The 23,858-nt window shown below is 72.1% G+C and carries 20 protein-coding genes; 3 read left to right on the top strand and 17 right to left on the bottom strand.

The window, feature by feature from the left end; all coding sequences use genetic code 11:
- Positions 1 to 102: 102 nt before the first annotated feature.
- Together ACUP6Y_RS07390 and ACUP6Y_RS07385 are read right to left on the bottom strand one after the other, a co-directional pair.
- On the bottom strand, positions 103 to 1,200 hold the full coding sequence (locus ACUP6Y_RS07390; RefSeq protein ID WP_462555151.1) for a 3-isopropylmalate dehydrogenase: 1,098 nt from the start codon (positions 1,198 to 1,200) through the stop codon (positions 103 to 105).
- Positions 1,201 to 1,210: 10 nt separating this feature from the next.
- Positions 1,211 to 1,375, bottom strand: a complete 165-nt coding sequence (locus ACUP6Y_RS07385) for a hypothetical protein (protein WP_462555150.1) — start codon at positions 1,373 to 1,375, stop codon at positions 1,211 to 1,213.
- Between the two features lie 513 nt (positions 1,376 to 1,888).
- Here ACUP6Y_RS07385 and ACUP6Y_RS07380 point away from each other — a divergent pair.
- Complete coding sequence (locus ACUP6Y_RS07380) at positions 1,889 to 2,458, top strand: O-methyltransferase (RefSeq protein WP_462555149.1); 570 nt, start codon at positions 1,889 to 1,891, stop codon at positions 2,456 to 2,458.
- Between the two features lie 3 nt (positions 2,459 to 2,461).
- On the opposite strand, the gene ACUP6Y_RS07375 is transcribed toward ACUP6Y_RS07380, so the two are convergent.
- The 12 genes from ACUP6Y_RS07375 to yczE all read right to left on the bottom strand — a co-directional run bounded on the left by ACUP6Y_RS07375 (position 2,462) and on the right by yczE (position 16,462).
- Entirely contained in the window at positions 2,462 to 3,358 is an 897-nt protein-coding gene (locus tag ACUP6Y_RS07375; protein WP_462555148.1) for an SDR family oxidoreductase, read from the bottom strand.
- A gap of 12 nt (positions 3,359 to 3,370) precedes the next feature.
- Positions 3,371 to 4,138 (bottom strand): FHA domain-containing protein, encoded by a 768-nt coding sequence (locus ACUP6Y_RS07370; RefSeq protein ID WP_462555147.1) that lies wholly within the window; start codon positions 4,136 to 4,138, stop codon positions 3,371 to 3,373.
- A 67-nt stretch (positions 4,139 to 4,205) separates the two neighbouring features.
- Entirely contained in the window at positions 4,206 to 5,495 is a 1,290-nt protein-coding gene (locus ACUP6Y_RS07365) for a vWA domain-containing protein (RefSeq protein ID WP_462555146.1), read from the bottom strand.
- Positions 5,488 to 6,618, bottom strand: coding sequence for a protein phosphatase 2C domain-containing protein (locus ACUP6Y_RS07360; RefSeq protein ID WP_462555145.1), 1,131 nt, complete (start codon positions 6,616 to 6,618; stop codon positions 5,488 to 5,490). The genes ACUP6Y_RS07365 and ACUP6Y_RS07360 overlap by 8 nt, the downstream gene beginning before the upstream one ends.
- On the bottom strand, positions 6,615 to 9,023 hold the full coding sequence (locus ACUP6Y_RS07355; protein WP_462555144.1) for a serine/threonine-protein kinase: 2,409 nt from the start codon (positions 9,021 to 9,023) through the stop codon (positions 6,615 to 6,617). Before ACUP6Y_RS07355 ends, ACUP6Y_RS07360 begins: the two co-directional genes overlap by 4 nt.
- Positions 9,020 to 10,153, bottom strand: a complete 1,134-nt coding sequence (locus tag ACUP6Y_RS07350) for a hypothetical protein (protein ID WP_462555143.1) — start codon at positions 10,151 to 10,153, stop codon at positions 9,020 to 9,022. Before ACUP6Y_RS07350 ends, ACUP6Y_RS07355 begins: the two co-directional genes overlap by 4 nt.
- Positions 10,150 to 11,073: a glutamate ABC transporter substrate-binding protein gene (locus ACUP6Y_RS07345; RefSeq protein WP_462555142.1), complete on the bottom strand. Its 924-nt coding sequence runs from the start codon at positions 11,071 to 11,073 to the stop codon at positions 10,150 to 10,152. Before ACUP6Y_RS07345 ends, ACUP6Y_RS07350 begins: the two co-directional genes overlap by 4 nt.
- Positions 11,070 to 12,332 (bottom strand): hypothetical protein, encoded by a 1,263-nt coding sequence (locus ACUP6Y_RS07340; RefSeq protein ID WP_462555141.1) that lies wholly within the window; start codon positions 12,330 to 12,332, stop codon positions 11,070 to 11,072. The genes ACUP6Y_RS07345 and ACUP6Y_RS07340 overlap by 4 nt, the downstream gene beginning before the upstream one ends.
- Complete coding sequence (locus ACUP6Y_RS07335; protein ID WP_462555140.1) at positions 12,329 to 13,921, bottom strand: AAA family ATPase; 1,593 nt, start codon at positions 13,919 to 13,921, stop codon at positions 12,329 to 12,331. Before ACUP6Y_RS07335 ends, ACUP6Y_RS07340 begins: the two co-directional genes overlap by 4 nt.
- Positions 13,918 to 14,433: a hypothetical protein gene (locus ACUP6Y_RS07330; RefSeq protein WP_462555139.1), complete on the bottom strand. Its 516-nt coding sequence runs from the start codon at positions 14,431 to 14,433 to the stop codon at positions 13,918 to 13,920. The genes ACUP6Y_RS07335 and ACUP6Y_RS07330 overlap by 4 nt, the downstream gene beginning before the upstream one ends.
- A 33-nt stretch (positions 14,434 to 14,466) precedes the next feature.
- The gene (locus tag ACUP6Y_RS07325) at positions 14,467 to 15,696 is read right to left on the bottom strand and encodes a toxic anion resistance protein (RefSeq protein WP_462555138.1); all 1,230 of its coding nucleotides are present in this window, start codon (positions 15,694 to 15,696) and stop codon (positions 14,467 to 14,469) included.
- A gap of 103 nt (positions 15,697 to 15,799) precedes the next feature.
- The gene (yczE, locus tag ACUP6Y_RS07320) at positions 15,800 to 16,462 is read right to left on the bottom strand and encodes a membrane protein YczE (protein ID WP_462555137.1); all 663 of its coding nucleotides are present in this window, start codon (positions 16,460 to 16,462) and stop codon (positions 15,800 to 15,802) included.
- Positions 16,463 to 16,523: 61 nt separating this feature from the next.
- Between yczE and yczR the strand changes: the two genes are divergently transcribed.
- Positions 16,524 to 17,978, top strand: coding sequence for a MocR-like transcription factor YczR (gene yczR, locus ACUP6Y_RS07315; protein ID WP_462555136.1), 1,455 nt, complete (start codon positions 16,524 to 16,526; stop codon positions 17,976 to 17,978).
- A gap of 53 nt (positions 17,979 to 18,031) precedes the next feature.
- Complete coding sequence (locus tag ACUP6Y_RS07310) at positions 18,032 to 19,648, top strand: fibronectin type III domain-containing protein (protein WP_462555135.1); 1,617 nt, start codon at positions 18,032 to 18,034, stop codon at positions 19,646 to 19,648.
- 34 nt (positions 19,649 to 19,682) lie between these two features.
- Here the strand turns inward: ACUP6Y_RS07310 and serA are convergent, their stop codons facing one another.
- The 3 genes from serA to efeO form a co-directional block, all read right to left on the bottom strand.
- A complete protein-coding gene (gene serA / locus ACUP6Y_RS07305; RefSeq protein ID WP_462555134.1) occupies positions 19,683 to 21,281 on the bottom strand; it encodes a phosphoglycerate dehydrogenase in 1,599 nt (532 codons plus the stop codon).
- Between the two features lie 113 nt (positions 21,282 to 21,394).
- Positions 21,395 to 22,663, bottom strand: coding sequence for an iron uptake transporter deferrochelatase/peroxidase subunit (gene efeB / locus ACUP6Y_RS07300; RefSeq protein WP_462556652.1), 1,269 nt, complete (start codon positions 22,661 to 22,663; stop codon positions 21,395 to 21,397).
- Entirely contained in the window at positions 22,660 to 23,856 is a 1,197-nt protein-coding gene (gene efeO, locus ACUP6Y_RS07295; RefSeq protein ID WP_462555133.1) for an iron uptake system protein EfeO, read from the bottom strand. Before efeO ends, efeB begins: the two co-directional genes overlap by 4 nt.
- Positions 23,857 to 23,858: the final 2 nt, after the last annotated feature.

Genomic DNA, 23,858 nt, shown 5'->3' with positions numbered 1-23,858 from the left:
GTGCAGGAATCGCCGCTTCAGCGGCGTTTCCTGCGCTTCTTGGCCGTTGCAACGGGCGTGAAGCGCAAGTTTCACCGCGTCAGCGGCGATTCCTGCGCGCCCTCAGCCCGCTACTCGAGCGGCGATCGCGTCGCCCACCTCGGGCGTACGACGCTGGGTGCCCGGCTCGCGCGCCTCGAGGTCGGCGAGCACCGCCGTCTCGATCCGGGCCGCCGCCGCGGGGTGGCCGAGGTGGTCGAGCAGCAACGCGCCGGAGAGGATCGCGGCGGTGGGGTCGGCGACGAGCTGGCCGGCGATGTCGGGCGCCGAGCCGTGGACCGGCTCGAACATGGACGGCGCCGTGCGGTCCGGGTTCACGTTGCCGGAGGCCGCCAGCCCGATGCCACCGCTGATCGCGGCGGCGAGGTCGGTGACGATGTCGCCGAACAGGTTGTCGGTGACGATGACGTCGAAGCGCTGCGGGTCGGTGGTCAGGTAGATCATCACCGCGTCGATGTGGCTGTAGTCGGTGGTCACGTCGGGGTACTCCTCGGCGACCTGCTGGAACAGCCGCCACCACACCTGGCCGGCGTGGACGAGCACGTTGGTCTTGTGGACCAGGGTGAGCTTCTTGCGGGGGCGCTTGCGGGCCCGCTCGAAGGCGTCGCGGATGACCCGCTCGACGCCGTACGCCGTGTTGACCGAGACCTCGGTGGCGACCTCGGCCGGCGTACCGACGCGCAGGGCGCCGCCGTTGCCGGTGTAGGGGCCCTCGGTGCCCTCGCGGACCACGACGAAGTCGACGTCGCCCCTGGCGAGGACCGCGTCGGACAGCGGCGAGACCGAGCCCGGATAGATCCGCGAGGGGCGCAGGTTGACGTAGTGGTCGAGCTCGAAGCGCAGCTTGAGCAGCAGGCCGCGCTCGAGGATGCCCGGGGGCAGGTTCGGGTCGTTGGGCTTGCCGCCCACCGCGCCGAGCAGCAGGGCGTCCTGGCCGCGGATCTCCTCGAGCACGCTGTCGGGCAGCACCTCGCCGGTGCGCAGGTAGCGCTCGGCCCCGAGGTCGTAGGTGGTCTGCGCGAACTTCAGGTCGGCCGGCGCCGCCACCTCGAGGACCTTGAGGGCCTCGGCGGTCACCTCGGGGCCGATCCCGTCGCCGGGGATGACGCCGAGGGCGACCTGGCCGGTGGTGACGGTGGCTGCAGCAGAGGAGTCGCTCATGGAGGAGAACCTAGTTGTCGTCGGGGAGGCCCGCGTCACCGTCTCGCAGGTCAGTCCCCAGCGCGGGGGTGTCGAGCTGGGCCAGGTGGAACGGGTGCTCCGGGTCGTGCTTGGCCGGACCCCACTCGCGGGCATCGCGGTAGTGGGTCGGACGGGAGGTGGTCGTGCTGAACATGGCTGCCGTCCTTCGGGAACGGTGGAGAGCGGGATCTGACGGGTGCTGGTCAGTCCTGGCCGCTCCCACCGCGGCGGGTGGGCGTCAGCTCGTGGATCTCACGTGAGCTCGACTGCGACGGGGCTGCGGATCGCGCGATCGCCGATCGGTGGGCCCGCCGCGGTGTGATCTGCGGAGACGTGCCGGGACTTCAGCTGGATCGAGAAGCCCGACGCGGTCTCGGGATACGCCGCAGTCACCGCGGCGAGGTGGCCTCTCTCAGGCCTCGCCGCGGCGCACGATTACGAGAAGGGCGCTCCGCATGATGGGTCGACTGTACGGCAGGGCGGGGTGCTCTGTCCGCGTTTCGTCCAGCATGCGGGCGGTCGGGGCGGGGGGCAGTCGGGGGCTGCATGAATCCCCGGATGTCCGGGGACCGGCGTGACCCACGGTGCGTGTGGGACCGACGACCCCGCCACGCCCACGATCCGAGACCTGCATCCCGACTCTTGACCGCCGAGTGAGACTCAAGACATGAGCGCGCCTCCCGAGCTGCCCGACGTGGTCCACCGCGCGTTCGACGTGTCCCGGCGCGCGGGCTACGTGTCCTTCTGCCGCAACGAGACCGGCCGGCTGCTGGCGGCGCTGGCGGCGACCCGCGAGGGCACCATGGCCGAGTTCGGCACCGGCTGCGGCGTGGGTACGGCGTGGCTGCGCTCGGGCGTGCGCCACGACAAGGCCCGGATCCTCACCGCCGAGCTCGACCCCAAGCTGGCCGCGGCCGCGACCGAGATCTTCGACGAGGACCCGCTGGTCGACGTCCTCGAGGCGGACTGGTCCACCCTCCTGGACAAAGGCCCGTTCTCGCTGCTCTTCCTCGACTCGGGCGACCCGTCGGCGGTGGGCGTCGACAAGATCGCCGACCTGGTCGAGCCGGGCGGCATCGTGGTGCTCGACGACTTCTTCCCGTGCGAGATGTGGCCGCCGATCACCGGTGGGCGGGTCGACACGCTGCGTGAGGAGTGGCTGACCGACGAGCGGTTCACCACGGTCGAGGTGATGGTGGCCCCCGACGCCTCCGCGCTGATCGCGACCCGGCGCTGACGCTCAGGACTCGCCCCGACCCTGCGCCCGCTCGTCGTTGGCGATGTTGCGGGCGCTGGTCGAACGGCCCAGCGCACGCACCTCGGCGTCCATCCGAGGCAGCAGGTCGGGCACCAGCTTGAGGATCGGCCGGTTGCCGGCGGCGGAGTTGATCACGTTGCGGTTCAGGCCGGCACCGCGCACCCAGCCCGGGCAGTAGACGTGGCGCGAGCGCTTGTCGACGCCCTTCACGAACGCCTTGACGCAGGCCTCGACGCCGGTGGTCCGGTTGAGCGGCGGCGGCAGCTTGCTGAGCAGCTCCTGGAACGTCGGCAGGTCGCTCTTCGCGTCCTGCACCAGCGGGGTGTCGATCCACGACATGTGCGCCGAGCCGACCGCGATCCCCTGGTGGGCGACCTCGAGGCGCAACGCGTTGGCGAAGTGCTCGACGCCGGCCTTGCTGGCGTTGTACGCCGCCAGGCCGGGCGCCGCGGCGAAGGCGGCCAGCGACGACACCACCAGCAGGTAGCCCCTGCTCTGCGCCAGTGCCGGCACCGAGGCCCGCGCGGTGTTGAAGACGCCGACGATGTTGATGTCGACGGTGCGCTGGAAGGCGGCCGGGTCGATCGCCATCACCGAGCCGTAGCTGGCGATGCCGGCGTTGGCCAGGACCGTGTCGATCCGCCCGAACCGGTCCACCGTGGTCGCTACCGCCGCCTCCATCGCGGCCAGGTCGCACACGTCGGCCACGATCCCCTCGCACCGGTCGGCGCCGATCGCCGCGACCGCCTCGGTGAGCGCCGGCGCATCGAGGTCGGTCAGGGCCAGCCGGGCCCCCTTCGCCGCCAGCGCCTTCGCGGTCTCGAGCCCGATGCCGCGGGCGCCGCCGGTGATGAGGATGACCTGGTCCTTGATCGCCATGGGGCGATCGTGTCAGACCTCGCCGGGCTGCGCCCGCCGGATCACGATCCGGGTCCAGGCGCCGAGATACACCCGCGCGTCGGGCGCGATCTCCCGCTTCTCCCCCGCCGGCAGCGGATCCTGGGGCAGCGCGCCGACGGCCGTGCCGAGATAGGTGCCGTTGGAGGAGCCGAGGTCCTCGACCCACCAGCGGGTGCCGTCGGTGGTGAGCTGGCAGTGGCGCCGGCTGATGCCGTTGTCGGCGGCGAGGTCGATGTCGGGGTGGATGCCGCGGCTGCGGGAGGTCCGGCCGACCAGGATCGACGTGGCGCGCAGCGGTACGACGGTCGGCACCCCCGCGGACGGGAGCGGGTCGGTCGACTCCTGATCGGCGTACCAGTCCGGATCGATCCACACCTCGGCCACCCATGCCTCGGCCAGCGGCGGCGCGATCGGCGCGGCGGCCTTCCCGGCCTCGGAGGTGCCCGCGTCGTCGGTGCCGGCCGGCGTACCGAGGTCGAGGACCGACGGCGTGACCGGGCGGGGCATCGAGCCGGTGGTGAAGTCATAGCCGCAGGCCTCGCAGAACAGTGCGTTCGGCGGGTTGGCGGCCTGGCAGTTGGGGCACTCGGCCGTCGAGGGAGCGGCCGGCTCGGCGGGAGGAGCGGGAGCGGCAGGGGCCGCCGGAGCCGCCCCCGCCCCGTCCGGGGCCGACGTACCGCCACCCGCCGGGATCGGCAGGCCGCAGACGTCGCAGTAGTCGTCCGAGGCCGACTCGTGCCCGGACGGGCAGGTGCTCACCGGGGTCCCCGCGACGTTGTGCGCTGGAGGAGCGCAGCGGGGGAAGCGCAGAACTTCGTGGGGTGGTTCATGCTGTCGGCTCCTTGCGGATCCGCGTGGTCTTGGTGGACGCGGTGTCGAGGGCCATCTCGTCGGCCTTCTCGACCGCCCGCTTGAGCCGGACGGTGCCGGTCTCCTCGTTGTCGACGTCGACGACCTTGCGCAGCTTGGAGGTGGCCTCGTCGTTGCCGGTCTCGGCGGCCAGCTGGACGGCGCGACCGAGCTTGGTGGTGGCGGTCGCCTCGTCGCCGGCCGCCTTGGCCGCCAGGCCCTCCTGGATCGCCTGGGCGAGCTCGGCCTGGCCGGTGTAGTGGGCGACCTGCTGGTCGATCCGGGTGGTGAGCTCGGAGTTGTTGGACCAGGTCGCCTTCACCAGGCCCTGCGCGACGACGTCGCTGCCCAGCGCGAGCTGCACCCGGGCGGCGAGCTGCTCCTGGCCGATCGCCTTGGCCGGCACCCGGACGGCGACGTGGTAGTCGCGCGACTCGTCGGACCAGGCGCCGGTGGGGTAGTCGCCGGTGAGCGGGTTGACCGGTGTACGACGGTTGGTCAGGTCCTCGACGGTCGGGGACACCTGGCGCACGAACAGCACCTCGGCGCCCTGCGGCGTCCACACCCGCAGCGACGCGTCGGCGACACCACGGGCCATGGCGTTGCGCATGATCTCCTGGAACTGCGCCTTCATCTCCACCGGGCTGGGGATGATGTCGACAGTGCCGAGCAGGGCCTGCGCGATCCGGCGGATCTCGGCGACCTGCCAGTCGGTGCCGGCGCCGCGGCAGTCGGCCTGGTAGTAGCCGGTGGCGCGGTTGATCGCGTCGTCGAGACGGCCCGGGCGCTCCCGGTTCTCGCCGTCGGTGAGCAACAGGACGTGGCGCTGGGTGACGGCGCTGACCGAGGAGAACAGCTGGCCGGCGAGGTCGAGCCAGGTGCTGATCGCCGTACCGCCGCTGCCGACGAAGCGGTCGATCGCCGCCGAGGCCTCGTGGCGGGTGCGGGCGTCCATCTGCACCATGCCGGGTCCGCTGGACACCTGCGGGTAGGCCAGCATCGCCCGATCGGCGCCGGCGATGACGGCGAAGTAGGTGCCGTCGACGATCTCGGCGAGCGCAGCCTGGGCGCCCTCCTTGGCGGCGGCCATCGTCGCCGGGCCCATCGACCCGGACGTGTCGACGATGATGATCTCGCCCGCGCTGCCCGCTCCGGACTGACCGGCGGTGCCGGCGCCCTGGCAGGTGATCGTGACGATCGCGTTGACGTCGGTCCCGCCGTCGGGCAGGAACTCGTTCTGGTAGACGGCGGCGCTGAACTCAGCCATCGCTCGGCTCTCCTCCTGGGGTCGGCGTCTGGTCATTGTGCCCGAGGCCCGGAACTTCGACCCGAGCGAGGGCGGCGGTGATGTTGTCGTGCCCGCCCGAGCCGTTCGCGAACGCGACCAGCTCGAGCACGAGGGCGAGCGGGTCGCTGGTGGCGGCGGCGCGGACCTGCGCGGCCAGCGCCTCGGGCTCGGACGCGTAGTTCCACAGCCCGTCGGAGCAGGCCAGCAGCCAGCCGCTGCGGTCCACCTCGAGGGCGCCGACGGTGGGCTTCTGGTCCTCGGAGTCGCGGCCCAGCCACTTGGTGATCGCGTGCGCCTGCGGCCCCGTCTCGGCGATCTCGCGGGCCACGCCGGAGGCGATCTGGGCCTGCGCGACGGAGTCGTCGACGGTGAGCTGCACGGGCGTGCCGTCGTCGGGCAGCCAGTACGAACGGGAGTCGCCGATATTGGCCCAGGTGATCCGCCGGCCCTCCAGCACGGCGGCCGTGAAGGTCGCCGAGGCGGGGTTCGGCGAGTCGGGGTCGGTGACCGCGACGATCGCGGTGTTGGCGGCGGCCGCGGCGTCCGTGAAGACCTTGCGTACGGCGGCGTCGCGGCTCTCCGGCGTGCCCATCCCCGCCGGCAGTGGCATCCGCAGCACCTCGCGGGCCGCGCGGGCCCCGGCGAGCGACGCGACGTCGGAGTCGATGGAGTTGGAGACGCCGTCCATCACGATCAGCACCGCCCGCGAGCCCGGCTCGGCGCCGGCCAGCAGCGCCATCGCGTCCTCGTTGCGGCTCTTGGCGATCGCCTTGTCGCAGACGCCGGCGACCCAGGACGCCGGCTGCTCCTGGAAGTGGTCGCGCTCGCTGGGCGCCTTGGTGCCGCACTCGAGGCAGTAAAGGTCGGGGCCGACCTCTCCCCCACACTCGGCGCACGGGCGCCGGCCGGCCGGCGCCGGCGGGTCGGGCAGCGCGGCCGCGGGCTTGCGGGTGGGCGCGCTGATCGGCGCGTCGCCGAGCGGGTGGTCGGCGGAGACCGCCGCCGCGGGCGCGGGGGCGGGCGTCGTACCGAGCTGCGCCCCGCAGTTCTCGCAGAACCGGGCACCGGGGGCGAGCGCGGCCTGGCAGGAGGGGCAGTTCACGTGAGGCTCCAGTTCCGGACGGCGTTGGCCTGGTTGACCAGGGTGACCCGATCCTTGAGGTCGACGGCGTCGCGCGCGAGCAGCCGCAGGGCGTTCTCGATCCCGTCGCGCACGCCGGCCTCGGTCGCCTCGACGGCGCCGATCCGGGCGCCTGCCGGCACCGTGCCCGCGGACACGACGGGCAGCGCCTCGTTGAGGATCCGCACCGTGAACCGCTGCCGGGTCGCCTGGTCGACGCTCGAGGAGTCGATGGTGCGCATCGCCTGATCGAGCACGGTGATGTCCTGTGCGCTGCCGGACAGCAGCACCTCGGCCCGCTGCTGGCGGCTCTCGGTGTAGCCGCGGCTGGTGGTCGGCACCAGGTCGAGCGCCGCCACGGCGCCAGGGACGTCGTGGCGGTCCGCGCGGACCCGCGCCATGCCGAAGGCGGCCGGCGGGACGTAGGCGGCGTCGGTGGAGGCACACACGAGATAGAGCCCCTCGGCCACCTCCGGCAGACCACCGCGCTCGCAGGCGAAGGCGAGCGCGAGCTTGGGCGCCAGCTCACCGGGCACCTGCTGGTAGACCGCGTTGAACGACGCCTTCGCGGTCTCCCAGTCGCCGGCCTGGACCGCGGCGAGGCCCTCGATCCACAGCGCCCGCCACTCCCAAGGATCGTCGGTGAGCAGCTTCTGGGCGTGGCCCTTGGCCAGCACCGGGTCGCCGAGCACGAGCGCCGCGTGGGCGCGGGCCAGCCACACCTCGGCGGTGTCCTCGGGCGCCGACTCGAGGTCCTTGAGCCGCTGCTTCGGGTCGTCGGCGCCGATCGTGCTCAGCCACCCGTACTGGGGGTCCGTGGTGTCGGTGCGCAGGTCCGGCAGCTGGCTCCACTCGGTGATCTGCCGTGCGGTCGCGGGCGACTCGAACAGGACCGAGGCAGCCGACGTGGTCGCCGTACCCTGTCGCCTGCGGGCCACCACCTCGCGCAGCACGCCCAGCACCTGGGTGCGCATCTCGTCGACGGACGCGAACCGGTCGGCCGGGTCGGGCGCGCAGCACTTGGCGATCAGCTGGTAGAGCGAGTCGTACTGCTGGAACAGCGGCGTCGCGTCGACCGGCGGCAGGCTGTGCAGGTAGGTGCCCTGGTAGCCGCGGAACTCCATGCACAGCACGACCAGGGTGCGGCCGATCGTGTAGATGTCGGAGGCCACCGACGGGCCGACCTCGGCCACCTCGGGCGCCTGGTAGCCGACGGTGCCGTAGATCGCCGACTCCTCGTCGTCGATGCGTCGTACGCCGCCGAGGTCGATCAGCTTCATGGCGTCGCCGACCTGGATCATGTTGTCGGGCTTGAAGTCGCAGTAGACCAGGCCGAGGTCGTGGAGGTATTGGAACGCCGGCAGCAGCTCCAGGATGTAGGCCAGCGCCTGGTCCACCGGCAGCGGGTCGTAGACGCCGTTGTTGGCGACCATCCGCTGCTTGAGGATCTGCTTGAGGGACTTGCCGCCGACGTACTCCATCACGATGTAGCCGGCGCCCTCGTGCGTGACGAAGTTGTAGATCTCGACGATCAGCGGGTGCTCGACCTGGGCGAGGAACTGCTGCTCGGCGATCGCCGCGGCCAGCGCGTCGGGATCGCCGGAGTTGAGCAGGCCCTTGAGCACGACCCAGCGGTTGGAGACGTTGCGGTCGCGGGCCAGGTAGATCCAGCCGAGGCCGCCGTGGGCGAGCGCGCCCGCCACCTCGTACTGGCCGGCGACCAGGTCCCCCTGCTGCAGCTTCGGGGTGAACGAGAACTGCTGGCCGCAGTTGGGGCAGAAGCCCTCGCTGCGCCCCGGCTGGCCGTCGATGCTGCGGCCCACGGCGTTGCCGCACTTGGCGCAGGCGCGCTTGTCCTCGGGCACCTGCGGGTTGGCCATGATCGCCTTGGCGGCGTCGACCGGGGGCGCGGGAGGTACGACGGTCAGGCCGGCCCCGATCCGAGCCGCGCGCATCCGCTGCGAGCCGGTGCGGGTGCGCCGCGTCGAGGTGCTGCCGGTGGCGCCGGCGCGCTTCGACCCGATCGCGGCCGACTGGACCCGGCTCGCGGCGGTGGCGGACGTGCCCTCGCGTCCCGAGAGCGGCTGCGCCTCGGCCAACGCGGTCGCCTCGGCGACCCTGGCCCCGGGGACGGCAGGCGATCCGCACACGTCGCAGTAGCCGTCGAGGATGGTGCCGGTGCAGCCGGGCTGCTGGCAGGTCGAGGCCGCCACGCTCGCCGGGTTGCCGGACGCCACCGCGGCGGCGATCGGCGCCTTGACCGTGGCGTCCTCCCCCGCGGCCGGGGCGGCCGGCACCGCTGGGGTGCCGGGCATGCCGCACACGTCGCAGTAGCCGTCGACGATGCTGCCCGTGCAGCCGGGTTGGGTGCAGGCGCCTGCGCTCATGAGCTGGTCTCCTTCACTAGCCAGGTCTGGTACGTCGTGACGAGCTGCTTCGCGACCGCCATCGGCGCCGGTCGGCGCTCGAGCAGGTCGCGGGCGGACCGCTCGCTCGCCACGAGGTCGGGGTGGTCGGCCACGGCGCACGCGCTGGCCTTGGCGACGTACGCGTCGAGCAGCGCGACGAGCTGGGTGTGCTCGTCGAGCGCGGCGGCATAGGCGTGCTGGGCGACCTCGAGGGCCTGCGAGACGCGGTCGAGCCGCTCGAGATAGGGGCCGATGGCGTCGGGCGTGACCGGCACCGGGCCGAGGGCGTCGACGTCGGGGACGGCGTACCGCGGCGCGGGGTCGACCGTCGCCACGCAGGTCTCGGCCAGCTTCCGCAGCGCCGCCGCCCGCGCCTCCAGGTCGCTGCGCAGCTCACGCGCCGAGATCACCTGGTCGCGGGCGTCGCGGCGCCGGGCGTTGCCGACGATCAGGTCGCGCTCGAACGTGGTCGCCTCGACCTCCAGCGGCCCGAGCATGCCGCCGGCGTCGCCGCCACGCTCGGCCTTGGCGGTGATCCCCTCCAGCCGCGACATCAGCTCGGCCAGTCGGTTGACGGCCGCGTCGCGGGTCAGCGCCGGCTCGAGACCCACCTGGTCGCGGATCCGCTCCAGTTGCGCCCGCAGGTCGCGGATCCGCGCCGCCTGCTCGTCGGCGCCCGGCACCAGAGCCAGCCGGCTGCGCAGCTGACCCGTCAGCGCGTCGCACAGCCGCCCCGCCTCGGGCAACGACACCGCCAGCCCGCCGGGCAGCTCGGTGGCCCCGTCGAGCCGGCCCCAGATCAGCGCCGAGATCCGCTCCCGCTCCTGCTGGAGCACCCGGCCGCCGTCCCAGGTCGCGAAGACCAGCTGGTAGCGGTCCGAGATCGCCTTCCACAACGCCAGCGCCAGCGACATGTCGCCCGCCAGCTCGCCCCCACGCCCCACCGCCAGCGCGGCCTGGTCGAGCTCGCCGAGCTCGGAGCGGCGTACCCGCAGCCAGGTGTCGAGCTCGCCCAGGTAGACCTGGATCACGGCAGGCTCCAGCGCGTCCCCGAGCTTGCCGGGGGCGGTGGGCGCCGTGGTCGTCATGGTGGCCTGGTCCACGCTCACCGGCCGTAGACGGGCGCAGGGGGCGTGGCGTCGACCGTGAGCGTGGGCTTGAGCCACTCGTCGTAGATCTGCGCCCAGCGACCGTCGGCGCGCATCTGGTCGAGCACCGAGTTGGCGAAGCGGACCAGCGCCACGTCGTCCGTGTTGAACGCCAGGCCGTACGGCTCGTCGGTGAGCTTCTCCTGCGGTGGCACCGCCGTGTAGGGGTCCTGCGCCGCGAGACCCGCAAGCACCGTGTCGTCGCCGGTGATCGCGTCGACCTCGCTGTTTTGGAACTTGATCAGGCACCCGGTGTGGTTGGCGGCCTCGACCGCGATCACGTCCGGCTCGATCTTCTTGATGTTGGCGACGCTCGTCGTCGCGGTCGGCGCGCAGACCCGCTTGCCCGCCAGGCTCGCCGGGCCGCTGTACCCGCCGGCCTCGTCGCTGCCGACCAGCACCTTCTGGGTGGCGTTGTAGTAGACCGCGGAGAAGGCGACATTCGTCCAGCGGTCGCAGTTGACCGTCATGTTGCGGGCCACCATGTCGATCTCGCCGCTCTGGAGCATCGGGATCCGCTGCGCGGCAGAGATCACCCGCAGGTCGAGCGTGACGCCGAGCGCCTTGGCGATCTCCTGCGCGAACGCGATGTCGAAGCCCTTGAGCTTGCCGTCCGTCGGGTCGGTGAAGCCCATCTTGTAGGTGTCGCCCGACACGCCGACGACCAGCCGGCCCTTGTTGGTGAGCTGCTTGACCGCCGCCCCCTTGTCGGCGCTGGGATCGTAGGACTGCGTGGGGTTGGCGCACTCGACGGGCGTGGCCGCGGGGCCTGGCGACGCCGCCGGGCTCTCGTCGGCCTTCGGCAGCGGCGTGGCGTCGTACCCACACCCCGCGAGCAGCGCGATCGCCGCCGTCGCGACCAGGAACCGGACCCGGATCATGAGAACTCCCTCCGCCGTTCGCCGATACCTCGGGCCACGGACAGCGCGGCCCCGACCCCGAGGAGCAGGGTCAGCCCGCTCAGCAGCAGGGCGAACCAGCGCCCGCTGCGCAGGTCCTCGGTCGCCACGGCGCCGTTCTTGTCGACGGCTGCGCGGGTGGCGTCGTCGAAGGGCTGGAACGCCTTCCCGCTCTCCTCGATCGCCTTGGCCCGCGCCTGCTCCCACTCGCCGGCGTCGTCGAGCGCCACGATCTCGCCATGGACCTTCGTGTAGGCCTGCCAGTCGCTCGCCGCGCCGGTGTCCGAGTCGACGACGGCCTCGGCCGAGGTCTTCCAGTTGTCCTCATAGGTGGCGCCGGAGCCGCGCTTGATCAGCCGCAGGCTCTCGTTGGCCTTCGCGTCGTTGCCGGCGGTGCGCGCGTTGGCCTCGTGGACGGCGGTCGCGAACTCGCCGTCGCGCAGGCTGTCGTTGGAGCTGTCGCGGATCCAGGCGCCGGCCACCGTGATCAGCGTGACCACGAGGACGATGACGGCCGCCACCGCGATGCCCTTGTTGATGCGCCTGCGGAAGTGCCGGGCCAGCTCGCGGTTGAGCCACACCAGGGCGGCGAGGATCACGACGCCGAACAGGAAGAGCCAGATCGGGTGCTGTCCGTTCATGGCGTCCTCGGCCCGCTGCTGGTTGGCCTTGATCAGCTCGTCGAGGATCGGCAGCGCGCTCGCCCGCAGCTCGACGCTGGCGGTGCTCAGATACTCCGCCCCGATCGGGAAGTTCTGCCGGTTGTTGTCGCGTCCCTGGGCCACGCCGGTGGCGTACTCGGTCACCTCGACGTTCAGCGCCGCGAGGGCCTTGCGGTCCGCGGGCTGCGCCTCGGCCGCGTCGGCGATCTCCTTCAGCACCCCGTCGATCGCCGCGTCGTACTCCTTGCGCTGGGCGGGGTCCTCGAGGCCACCTTTGAGGAAGGCATTGGTCGCGAGGGCGTCGGCACGCAACAGGGAGGTCTTGATCTCCTGCACCCGCAGCAGCTGCTCGGTGTCGTCGGCCGCCCGCCCGTCGGACTGCCAGCCCACGAACTGCACGAGCGCGCTGACGATGCCGAACACGATCGCCACGCTCATGCCGATCAGCTGCCAGCGGTTGAGCAGCGCCGGCGTGTCGACGTACGACGGCGCGGGTTGGGCGGCCGCGGGTGCCGGTGCGGCGGCGGGCGCGTTGGCCGGGGGCGGTGGGGCGGCCGCTGGGGTGGCGGTCTGGCTCACGACTCCTCCTCGGGGGCGTCGGTGAAGGGATCGACCGGCTCGGCCGGCTCGACGTGGTCGGGCGGTGTGACCTCACCGTCGGTTGCGACGGCATCGGGCCCGCTCTCGCCGTTCGGGTCGACGACGAGATCGTCGGGCTCGAGCGCGCGCAGCTGCTCGAGCGTGGGCTCGGCGATGTCGCGCAGCCGCCAGGCGTGGTGGCCGATCGCGGCCTCCATCAGGTTGCGGACGAACCGGGCGTTGCCGAAGGACGGCCCACGCTCGGTGTCGGCGAGGATCTCGCGCAGCCGGGTCAACACCGGCTCGCCGGCGTCGTAGTCGGCATCCTTGACCATCGACTCGAAGATCGCCGCGAGCTCGTCGTCGGTGTAGTCGGCGAAGTCGATGGTGGTGCGGAACCGGCTCTCGAGGCCCGGGTTCTCGGAGATGAAGATCGCCATGGGGAGCGGATAGCCGGCGACGATGACGACGAGGTCGTCGCGCTTGTCCTCCATCTCCTTGACCAGGGTGTCGATGGCCTCCTTGCCGTACTGGTCACCGGAGAGGGAGTACGCCTCGTCGATGAACAGCACGCCGCCCTCGGCCGACTTCACGACCTCGGCGGTCTTGGCGGCGGTCTGGCCGAGGTACCCGGCGACCAGCTCGGAGCGGTCCACCTCGACCAGCTGGCCCTTGGTGAGCAGCCCGAGCGCGCGGTAGATCCCGGCGACCAGGCGGGCCACCGTGGTCTTGCCGGTGCCGGGGTTGCCGTTGAAGACGAGGTGGCGGGTGATCGTCGGGGACTCCAGGCCGGCCTGCTTGCGCAGCCCCTCGACCCGCAGCACCGCGGCCTGGCGGTGGATCTCGCCCTTGACGTTGGCCAGGCCGATCAGCCCGTCGAGCTCGGCGAGCAGCTCCTCGACGCTCTTGGTGGGCTGTGTTGATTGCTCCGGCTCCGCCGGAGCTGTCGGCTCCGCTGCCAACGCAGCCGCTTCCTCCGCTCCACTCGTTCCTCGCTCCGCTCCGTCCAGCGACTGCGGCGGAGCCGACGGCGCGGAGTCCATAGGTGGAGCGCCTGCCTCGTTGAGCGCGCCGAGCTGGCGGCGGACCTGCTCCCCGACGCGGCGGACCTGGTCGAGCATCTGGTCCCCGAGGCCCGGCACCGGCTGGCGCGCCGGCAGGTCGAAGGCGCCGGGGGCGCTCGACGACGGGGTGAGCCCGGCCGCTCCCCCGCCGAGCTGGGCGGTGGTGACCGTGGTGGCGGCGCCGACGGCGTCGGGCCCGGGCTCGCCGAGCGCCGAGCCGGCGATCGCGACGTCGGCCAGCGCGCCGGCGTAGTCGGCCGACGCGGCCGACTTGGCCAGCAGCAGCTGCGCCATCAGCGGCGTCGGGCCGGCGCGGAACCGGTTGCCGCGCTTGGCCGCGAGCATGTACACCTCGGCGGAGCGCTCGCGCCCGGTCTGCGCGCACCAGTCGACGAAGGCGCTGCGGGAGCGCTCCGACACCGTGGCGGCGACCGCCTCGCCCTCGGCGCGGGCGGCGGCCTCGTCGAGCCCGGCCGCGCGGGCCGTCGCGACGAGGGCGTCGAGGGCTTCGGTGAGCGTCGTCATGAGGTTCCCAGCGTGAGGTCGGGGCCGCCCGAGGAGGAGTGGCCGAACTTGGCGTCGAGGAAGCGGCTGTGGGCGATCAGGGCCTGCGCGTCGGCGCGGTTGGCGGCGTCGAGGATCTGGTCCATCGTCGCGCCGAGCAGCTCGAGCGCCTCGATGAGCACCAGCAGCGCCGTCTTCGGCCCGTCGATCGGCCGGGTGTCGGCCCAGTCGCGGGGCAGCCGGAGATAGGACTGGAGTGCCTCAGGGAGGTAGTCGGTCGCCGTCGCCACCACCGAGTAGCTCTCCTCGCTGCCGAGCCCGAGCTGGCTCAGCCGCGGCAGCGTCTGGTTGATGGTGCGCGCGATCCGCTGCACCCGCGACACGACGACCGGCGGCGCGTTGTTGTCGGTGAGCATCGCGGCCACCTGGTTGAGGGCAGCCCGGATGTCCTGCTCGGTCGGCGCCGGCGGCACGACGTACGCCGGCTCCTGCGCGACGCCCCGAGACCTGCGCCACCACGACTTCAGCCCCACCCGGAATCTGCCCTGTCCCCTGCGCTCCTCGACCTAGCCGATGTCCAGCGTGCCGGCGGCGTTGCGCGCGTCGTGCTGCTGCACCCGGTCGAGGTACGCCTTCGACTTCTGCACCTCGTTCTCGAGGACGCCGATCGTGGTCGACATGTTGTCGAGCGCCTTGAGCTTGAACTCGTCGATCGAGTCCATGGTCGCGTAGATGTTGGCGAACGCCGCCTGCAGCTGCTCGATGCCGATCGTCGAGGACGCCGCCTGCTCCTGGATCGCCGCGGAGTTCTCCTTGAGCATCTCCGAGGTGCGCTGGATCATCGCGGACGTCGTCGTGTTGAGCGCCGTGATCTGGTCGAGCACCAGCTTCTGGTTGCTCAGCGCCTGCGCGACGATGACCGCGGTCCGCAGCGCGGAGATGGTCGTCGTCGTCGCCCGGTCGACGCCCTTGATCAGCTCGATGTTGTTCTTGATGATGATGTCGATGGCGAGGTACGCCTGGATCGACACCGCGAGCTGGGTGAGCAGGTCCTGGTGCTTCTGCCGGACGTAGAACAGCACGTCCTGGGACAGCGTCTTGGCCGTCTCGGGGTCGCTCAGCTCGAGCTCGGCGATCTTGGCCGACAGCTTCGCGTCGAGCTTCTCGGCGACGTAGATGTACTGGTTGAGCCGCCCCATCACGCCCCAGAGGTTGGTCTTCTCCAGGTTGAGCGCCACGTTGTCGCGGGTCAGCTCGTCCTGCCCGCTGCGCAGCGAGTGGAGGATGCCGTTGAGCTGGCTCTGCGAGGACTGGTACTTGCGGAAGTAGTCCTCGATCTTGTCGTTGAAGGGGAGCTTGTCCCACCACTTCTTGACGCCGGTCGCCTGGCCGGGATCCAGGTCCTCGACCGTACGACGCAGCTCGAGCAGCGTCTTGCCGACGGTGGAGCCCTGCGCGATGCCACCGGACTTGAGCGCGGTCACCGGCTTGTCGAGCATCCGGTTCGACGTCTCCGCCGCCTTGCGGATGTCGGCGTCACCCATGGTGCGCACGTTCTCGGCCTGCGCCGCGAACTCCGGGCTGCCCGCCTTGGCCGCGGCGAGAGAGGCCAGGAAGTTGTCGACCTTCGCGTCGAGCTCGGGCACCATCGCCGCCTCGACCTGGGGCGCCATCTTGGGCGCCTGGGTCTCCACAACCGGCGCCGGCGCCGCCGGTGCCGTCAGCGTGATCGCGGGCTCGGGAGGGGCGAGCGGGGCCGGCTCGGGGGCAGCGGCCTGGGAACCGTCGGTGGTCATGGCCCGAGCCTATCCAGCGAACCCTCTGCTCATGCAGGCTCACGTGGGCAAATCAGGGTCCGGCTCAGGGATCCCACCGATCCCGCGGACCGAACGGACCGGCTCAGGACTCCAGGTCGACCAGGAACCACGGCATCATCCACTGAGCGATCGGCCCGATGGTGAGCGCGTACGCGACCGTGCCGAGCCCGAGCGTGCCGCCGAGGACCAGGCCGATGGCGACGACGGCGACCTCGAGGCCGGTGCGGACCAGCCGGATCGAGAGTCCGGTACGACGCGCGAGCCCGGTCATCAGGCCGTCGCGGGGGCCGCGGCCGAGCTGGGCGCCGATGTAGAGGGCGGTGGCGAGGCCGCACAGGACGATGCCGGCGACCATGAGCGCGATCCGGACGGCCATGCTGTCCGGAGCGTCGAACATGCCGAGGGTGACGTCGGCGGACATGCCGACGACGATCGCGTTGGAGAGGGTGCCGAGGCCGGGCTTCTCGCGCAGCGGGATCCACAGCACGAGGACCACGAAGCTGAACAGCACGACCGCCTGGCCGAGCGTGATCGGGACGTGGCGGATGAATCCGGAGTGGAGCACGTCCCACGGGGCCAGGCCGATGTCGCCGAGCACCATCAGGGCCAGGCTGACGCCGTAGAGCCACAGGCCGACGTAGAGCTGCACGAGGCGGCGGGGCAACCGTCCGGCGCGGAGCTGGGCGACGGGGCCGAGGTCGGCGAGCTGGACGGCGGCCCGGGGAGCGGACGCGGCGATCGACATGACACCAGCGTGACGAAGATTGGACTGTTCTGAAATAGCCAATCATGAGACAGTGGCCTGCATGACGCAGTCCACTCTGACCGCGGCGCGGCTGGCGACGCTGGTCGACGGGTTCGACCGCTCGCCGGCGTACGTCGGCCTGGCCGACGCGCTGCGCGAGCTGATCGGCGACGGCCGGGTGGGCTACGGCACCCGCCTGCCCAGCGAGCGCGACCTGACCGAGGCGCTGGGCGTCTCCCGCACCACCGTGACCCGGGCCTACGCCGTATTGCGCGAGTCCCACTACGCGCAGGCCCGGCAGGGCGCGGGAACCTTCACCCGGCTTCCGGGCGGGCGCACCCGCGCGCTCGACCGGGCGCTGTGGCCCAGCGACGTCGGCGACGGCGTGATCGACCTGGTCTGCGCAGCGGCGACCGCTCCACCCGGCATCGCGGCCGTGTACGCCGAGGCGGCCGCCGACCTGCCCGCCCACCTCGGCGGCCACGGCTACTTCCCCGCCGGCATGCCGGACCTGCAGGCCGCCATCGCGGCGACGTACGACGCCCGCGGACTGCCGACCGCGCCCGAGCAGATCATCGTCACCCCGGGCGCGCTGGCCGCGACCGCGGTCGTGGGCAGCGCGCTGGCCGGTCCCCGGGACCGGGTGCTGATGGAGTCGCCGACCTACCCCAACGCGGTGCAGGCGCTGCGGACCGGGGGCGGGCGACTGACCACGGTCGCGCTGGATCCGTCCGGCTGGGACCTCGACGCCGTCGCCGCGACGGTGGCCCGGCACCGGCCACGGCTGGTGCATGTGATGCCGGACTTCCACAACCCGACCGGGCTGGTGATGTCCGAGCCCGACCGCGAGCGGTACGCCCGGCTGCTCGCCGGCCACGACGCCGTCGCCGTGGTCGACGAGGCGCACCACCTGCTCGCCCTCGACGACGACACCGCGGCGGGCACGCCGTTCGCGGCACTCGCCAGGGACGCGGTCTGCGTGGGCAGCGCCAGCAAGAGCATCTGGGGCGGTCTGCGGCTGGGCTGGATCCGGGCGCCGCACGCGCTGGTCGACCGGCTCACCCGGGCCCGGGTCGGGCTCGACCTCGGCGTCCCGGTGCTCGAGCAGCTGGTGCTGGCCCGGCTGCTGACCGGCGACCTGAGCGACCTGCTGCGGGGGCAGCGCACCCGGCTGCGTGAGCAGCGCGACGCGATGGCCGGCGCGCTCGCCGTCCACCTGCCCGGGTGGGAGTTCCGGCCCCCCGCCGGCGGGATGGCGCTGTGGTGCCGCCTGCCCCTCGCCGCCGCGACCACGCTGTCGACCGAGGCCGAGCGACACGGCGTCCTGCTCGCGCCCGGTCCCTCGTTCGCGCCCGAGGGCGGGCTGGACCGCTACATCCGGCTGCCCTACGCGATGGCCGCCCCCCAGCTGGTCGAGGCGGTACGACGGATCGCGGAGGCCTGGGCCGTGGTCACCTCGGGACGAGGCGGCGCGGCCGCCCCGCCGGCCGGAGCGGAGCCGGTGCTGGTCGCCTGATTACGACCGATCCCTACCGACGGCGCGGGTCACGGAGCCCGACAATCAGCGTCGTGGGAACGCCCTGGGGAAACACCTCGACCGTACGCCGCCTGCCCGGCGTCCTCGCCCTGCTCCTGGTGGCCGGACTGCTGGTCCACGGTGGTCCGGCGCGCGCGGCGGCGCCGAGCAACGACAACCGGGCCGATGCGACGACCTGGAACTACTTCACCACCAACGTCTTCGGCAACACCACCGCGGACGCGACCACCGAGCCCGCCGAGACGGGCGCTCTGAGTGGATGCACCGGCCCGTACTCCTCGGTCCCGGGATCGGGCCACTCCGTGTGGTACCGCTTCACGCCACCGGCGTCCACGACCTACGTCTTCGACCTCAGCTACGCGACCTTCGACACGGTGCTCTCGATCGAGAACCAGGCCGGCAGCACCCTGGCCTGCAACGACGACAAGTCCGACAACGACAGCAAGTCCCGCGTGGAGCGGGCGCTGACGGCGGGCACCACGTACTACCTCCGGCTGGCGGGATGGGGCGCCGCCTCGGGTGCCTACACGGTGCTCCTGCAGGCGCTCCCACCGGCCAACAACGACCGTGCCAACGCCTCGAGCCTGATCCTGAGCGACCACCAGCCCGTCACCTTGCTGATGGCCGACACCGAGCCGGGCGAGCCGGATCCGCCCGACTGCGAGTACGGCATGCAGCAGACCGTCTGGTTCAAGTACACCCCCAGCCAGACCGGCCGGCTGCTCATCACCAACCACAACACCTGGTCGGCTCGGATGCGGCTGTTCGACGTCACGTCCGGTACGCCGGAGGTGGTCGTGTGCGACAGCTATCACGACGGCAGCACCGGCGAGATCGGCTATGTCAACCAGTACGTACGGCCCGGGCGCAGCTATCTCCTCCAGGTCGGCCGTCCCAGCGGGGCCGCCACCAGCACCGCCACCAGCATCTCCGCCTCCCTGGCCGCGGCGGCCCAGCCCGCCAACGACTCCTTCGCCACCCCCACGACGCTGAGCGGATCGAGCGGCTCCTTCGACGTCGAGGCCGGGCAGATGACCACCGAGCCCTTCGAGTACCCGCTGTACGGCTCGACCGTCGGCTCGCACTCCGCCTGGTTCCGCTGGACCGCCCCCGCGAGCGGCTCCCTGTCCCTGACCGTCCCCAACAGCCTCCAGTCGACGCGGGTATGGGCGGACGTCCCCTACCCGTACCTGCTCGACGCGACCGGTCTCGGCACCCTCGCCTACTTCCCCGTCGGTGCGGCCCGCACGGTGCCGGTGGCCAAGGGCACGACGTACCGGATCCTCGCGGACTGGAGCTCGCCGGCCTTCTTCGCCGTGAGCTACGCGTTCACGCCCAACGGCACCGATCCCCCGCCGGCGACGGCTCCCGGGCAGCCGGCCGCGCTGAGCGTGAAGGTGAAGCGACGCAAGGCGGTCGTGGCGTGGAGCGCTCCCCTCGACGGCGGCGCCGCGATCACCGGCTACACCCTGGTCGTGAAGGCCAAGGTCGCGGGCAAGAAGAGCACCGTCCTCCGCCGGCTCGACGCCGCGGCCGTGCGTACCGTCCTCAAGCGGCTCAAGCCCGGCAAGTACCGGGTGACGCTGAGCGCCACCAACGTCGTCGGCACCTCGGTGGCAGGCCCCGTGGCACGGTTCCGGGTGCGCTGAGCGGCGTACTCGTCAGGGAGTTCCTGCAGCCCGGTCAGACCAGGTCGACTGCCCGGATCGACGTCGCCTCGATCGCCGCCTCGATCTGAGCGAGCGCGTCGGCGGGGATGGCCGAGTCGACGGAGAGCGCGACGAGCGCGTCGCCGCCCTTGGTCTCGCGGGACACCTGCATGCCGGCGATGTTGACCTGCGAGTCGCCGAGGATCTGGCCGACGGTACCGACCATGCCGGGGCGGTCGACGTAGGTGAAGAACGCGAGGTGCTCGGTGGGCTCGATGTCGACCAGGTAGCCGTTGACCTCGACCAGTCGCTCCTTCTGGGCGATGCCGACCAGGGTGCCGCTGACGGAGACCTGGGTTCCGTCGGCGAGGGTGCCGCGCAGGGTGATCAGGTTGCGGTGGTCGCCGCTCTCGCCGTCCATGACCAGGCGTACGACGATGCCGCGCTCGGCCGCGAGCAGCGGGGCGTTGACGTAGGAGACCTGGTCCTCGACGACCGCGCTGAACACGCCCTTGAGGGCGGCGAGCTCGAGCACCTTCACGTCGTGGTCGGCGATCTCGCCGCGGACCTCGACGTCGAGCTGCTGGGCGACCTCGCCGGCGACGGCGGTGAAGATCTGGCCGAGCTTCTCCGTCAGCGGGATGCCGGGGCGCACGTCCTCGGCGATGACGCCGCCCTGCACATTGACGGCGTCCGGGACCAGCTCGCCGGACAGCGCGAGGCGCACCGACTTGGCGACCGCAATGCCGGCCTTCTCCTGGGCCTCGTCGGTGGAGGCGCCGAGATGAGGGGTGGCGACGACGTTCTCGAGCTCGAAGAGCGGGCTGTCGGTGCAGGGCTCCTGGGCGAAGACGTCGAGGCCGGCGGCCGCGATCCGGCCGGTCTTGAGGGCGTCGTACAGCGCCCCCTCGTCGACGATGCCGCCGCGCGCGGCGTTGACCAGGACCAGCGACGGCTTGGCCTTCGCCAAGGCCTCGGCGTCGATCAGGCCGACCGTCTCGGCGGTCTTGGGCAGGTGGACCGACATGAAGTCGGACTCGGCCATCAAGGTGTCGAGGTCGACGAGGCGCACGCCGACCTGGGCGGCGCGCCCCGCCTGGACGTAGGGGTCGTAGGCGATCACGTTCATGCCGAACGCGGCCAGGCGCTGCGCGACGAGGACGCCGATCCGGCCCAGGCCGACGATGCCGACGGTCTTCTCGAACAGCTCGATGCCGGTGTACTTCGACCGCTTCCACTCGCCGCCGCGCAGCGCGGCGTGGGCCGGCGAGACGTGGCGGGCCGCGGCGAGCATCAGCGCGACGGCGAGCTCGGCGGCGGAGACGATATTGGACGTCGGCGCGTTGACGACCATCACGCCGGACTGGGTGGCGGCCTTGACGTCGACGTTGTCGAGGCCGACCCCGGCCCGCGCGACCACCTTGAGCCGGGTCGCGGCGGCCAGTGCCTCGGCGTCGACCTTCGTCGCGGACCGGACCAGGATCGCGTCGGCCGTCACGATCGCCGCCAGCAGGTCCGCGCGGTCCGCACCGTTGCAGTGCCGGATCTCGAAGTCGGGGCCGAGCGCCTCGACGGTGGCAGGGCTCAGCTCTTCGGCGATGAGGACGACGGGGCGCGCGGTCGGGTCGGTCACAGCGGGGGTCCTTCGCAGGAGTGGTTCGAGAAGGGGCGCACGGCGCTGTGCGGGCTCGGCCGCCAGCCTACCCGCCCCCGGGGCGTACCCGCAGGCGAGTCCGCGCGGCGTGCTCAGACCTCGAACAGGGCCTGGCCGACGTACTCGCCCCGGTCGACGCCGGGCGGGACGGCGAACAGCGCCTGGCCGGTGAAGCGGAGGTACTCCATGAGCGCGTCCGACTTCGACATCGCCCGCTGCAGCGGGATGAAGTGGGTGCGCGGGTCGCGGAGGTAGGCGATGAAGAACAGGCCGGCCTCGAGGCCGCCGACGTCGTTGCTGCCGTCGACGAAGTTGTAGCCGCGGCGCAGGATCCGCACCCCGTCGTTGGTCTCGGGATGGACGACGCGCACGTGGGCGTCGACCGGGATGATCGGGCCGGTCGAGCCCTGCATCGCGAAGTCCGGGTCGGTCATCTCCTCGCCGCCGGACAGCGGTGCGCCGGTGCTCTTGGTGCGGCCGACGAACTGCTCCTGGGAGTCCAGCGACTGACGGTCCCAGACCTCGATCGTCATGTTGATCCGCCGGGTGACGAGATAGGAGCCGCCGGCGAGCCAGGCCGCCTTCGGATCGTCGCCGGCCCCGACCCACACATGCTGTCCGAGAGCCTCGGTCTCCTCCGCCTTGATGTTGGCGGTGCCGTCCTTGAAGCCGAACAGGTTGCGAGGCGTGGACTGGCTGGTCGAGGTGGTCGACGTCCGGCCGAAGCCGAGCTGGGACCAGCGCACGGCCGTCGTACCGAACCCGATCCGGACCAGGTTGCGGATCGCGTGGACGGCGACCTGCGGGTCGTCGGCACAGGCCTGGATGCAGAGGTCGCCGTCGCTGCGGGCCGGGTCGAGCACGTCGGCGGAGAACCGCGGCAGCTGCTCGAGCGCCTCGGGGCGGCGCTCGGCGAGGCCGAACCGGTCCTTGCCGTCGGCATCGACGAACAGGCCCGGGCCGAAGCCGAAGGTGATGGTGAGCTTGCTGGGTGGCAGGTCGAGGGCCTCCCCGGTGTCGTCCGGCGGGGCGTTGCCGGGACCCTCGACGGCGCCCAACGGGCCGGCCGACTCGCCCACGGTCATCCGTGCGGCGGCCTCGGTCCAAGCCTTCAACAAGGCGACCAGCGCGTCGCGGTCGTCGGTCGTCACGTCGAGAGCGACGAAGTGCAGCCGGTCCTGGGCGGGCGTGGCGATGCCCGCCTGATGCTCCCCGTGGAAGGGGTACGACGCCACCGGCGCCGCCACCTTCTCGGTGTCGGGAGCCGCGAGCCGTCCGGCCGCGAAGGCGCCGGCCACCCCGGCGGCGGCCGCGCCGCCACCGAGGAGACCGCGCCGGCTGACGCGGGAGCTCCCGGTCAGGAGGTCACCGCCGCGGTGAGCTTCGACAGCGGCTCGGACAGCGCGTTGACCGCGTCGGTCATCTTCTTCGTGTCGTCCTTGGTCAGGTCGGTGTAGAGCACGAAGCCGTCACCGTCGCGGTACTCGTCGAGCAGCGTCTGCAGGGCGTCGAACGTGGTGGTGAGCTCCTCGGCGAGGGCAGCGTCCTTGGTCTCGAGCAGGCCCTGGACGCCCTCGTAGGCGATCCGGGCACCGTCGACGTTGGCCTGGAAGTCCCACAGGTCGGTGTGCGACCAGGCCTCCTCCTCACCGGTGATCTTGCCGTTCGCGACCTCTTCGAGCAGGCCGATCGAGCCGTTGGCGATCGCGTCGATCGGGTAGGTCAGCGCGTCGGCACCGGTGGCCTGGATCCGCTTGTCGAGCTCCTCGGTGTTGGCGAGCAGGTCGTCGGCGTAGGTCGTGCGCTCGGCGGGCGTGAGCGCCGTGTAGCCCTTCGCGTCCTGCGGCCACAGGTCCTTCTCGATGCGGTGCCAGCCGGTCCACTTCTCACCCGCGGCGAAGTCGACGTCGGCCTCGCGGGCGTCGGTCTTCGGGTCGAGGTCGCCGAAGGACTCGGCCACGGTCTCGATCCGCTCCCAGTGCTCGCGTGCCGTCGGGTAGAGCGTGCGGGCCTCGTCGTCCTTGCCGTCCTCGTAGAGCTGGACGAACTCCTTGGTCTTCTCCAGCAGCTGGGCGGACTGGTCCTGCACGTAGGCACGGTAGTTGTTCTGCGCCTGGTCGATCAGCTCCTGGTCGGACGCGCTGACCTCCTGCTCGTCGTCGGAGTGGGTGACGGTGAACGCGGCCCGGATGCCCTCGCCGACCATGCCCGGCTTGCAGGCGGTGAAGTAGTCGCCCTCGGGCGCGTTCACCGTCAGCTTCTTGGTCAGGTTCGGGCCGATGTTCTCGACCTCCCCGACGATGCGCAGCCCGTCGCTGCCGAGCAGGTAGAACTCGGTGACGTCGGAGCCGGTGTTGGTGACGTCGAAGCTCAGCGTGCCGGCCGGCGCCTCGGTCGCCGACAGCTCGCACGCGTCGGCACTCGAGCCGACCGTCAGGGCCCGGGCATCGGCCTTCTTGCCGTCACCGCCGCCGGAGGAGGCGTTCTCGGTGCAGGCGGCGAGGGCAGGGGCGACGGCCAGGACGGCCACCGAGACGAGGAGGGTCTTGCGCATGG

This window comes from Nocardioides sp. S5-5, assembly GCF_054954065.1.
The sequence above is the reverse complement of the archived record's forward strand: the minus strand, read 5'-3'. Positions and strand labels throughout refer to the sequence as shown.

Coding starts and splice junctions, on each gene's coding strand:
- efeO (WP_462555133.1), bottom strand. CDS start 23,856: ATGCGCAAGACCCTCCTCGTCTCGGTGGCCGTCCTGGCCGTCGCCCCT.
- ACUP6Y_RS07345 (WP_462555142.1), bottom strand. CDS start 11,073: ATGATCCGGGTCCGGTTCCTGGTCGCGACGGCGGCGATCGCGCTGCTC.
- ACUP6Y_RS07375 (WP_462555148.1), bottom strand. CDS start 3,358: ATGGCGATCAAGGACCAGGTCATCCTCATCACCGGCGGCGCCCGCGGC.
- ACUP6Y_RS07335 (WP_462555140.1), bottom strand. CDS start 13,921: ATGACGACGCTCACCGAAGCCCTCGACGCCCTCGTCGCGACGGCCCGC.
- ACUP6Y_RS07355 (WP_462555144.1), bottom strand. CDS start 9,023: ATGAGCGCAGGCGCCTGCACCCAACCCGGCTGCACGGGCAGCATCGTC.
- yczE (WP_462555137.1), bottom strand. CDS start 16,462: ATGTCGATCGCCGCGTCCGCTCCCCGGGCCGCCGTCCAGCTCGCCGAC.
- ACUP6Y_RS07325 (WP_462555138.1), bottom strand. CDS start 15,696: ATGACCACCGACGGTTCCCAGGCCGCTGCCCCCGAGCCGGCCCCGCTC.
- ACUP6Y_RS07385 (WP_462555150.1), bottom strand. CDS start 1,375: ATGTTCAGCACGACCACCTCCCGTCCGACCCACTACCGCGATGCCCGC.
- ACUP6Y_RS07390 (WP_462555151.1), bottom strand. CDS start 1,200: ATGAGCGACTCCTCTGCTGCAGCCACCGTCACCACCGGCCAGGTCGCC.
- ACUP6Y_RS07365 (WP_462555146.1), bottom strand. CDS start 5,495: ATGGCTGAGTTCAGCGCCGCCGTCTACCAGAACGAGTTCCTGCCCGAC.
- ACUP6Y_RS07380 (WP_462555149.1), top strand. CDS start 1,889: ATGAGCGCGCCTCCCGAGCTGCCCGACGTGGTCCACCGCGCGTTCGAC.
- yczR (WP_462555136.1), top strand. CDS start 16,524: ATGACGCAGTCCACTCTGACCGCGGCGCGGCTGGCGACGCTGGTCGAC.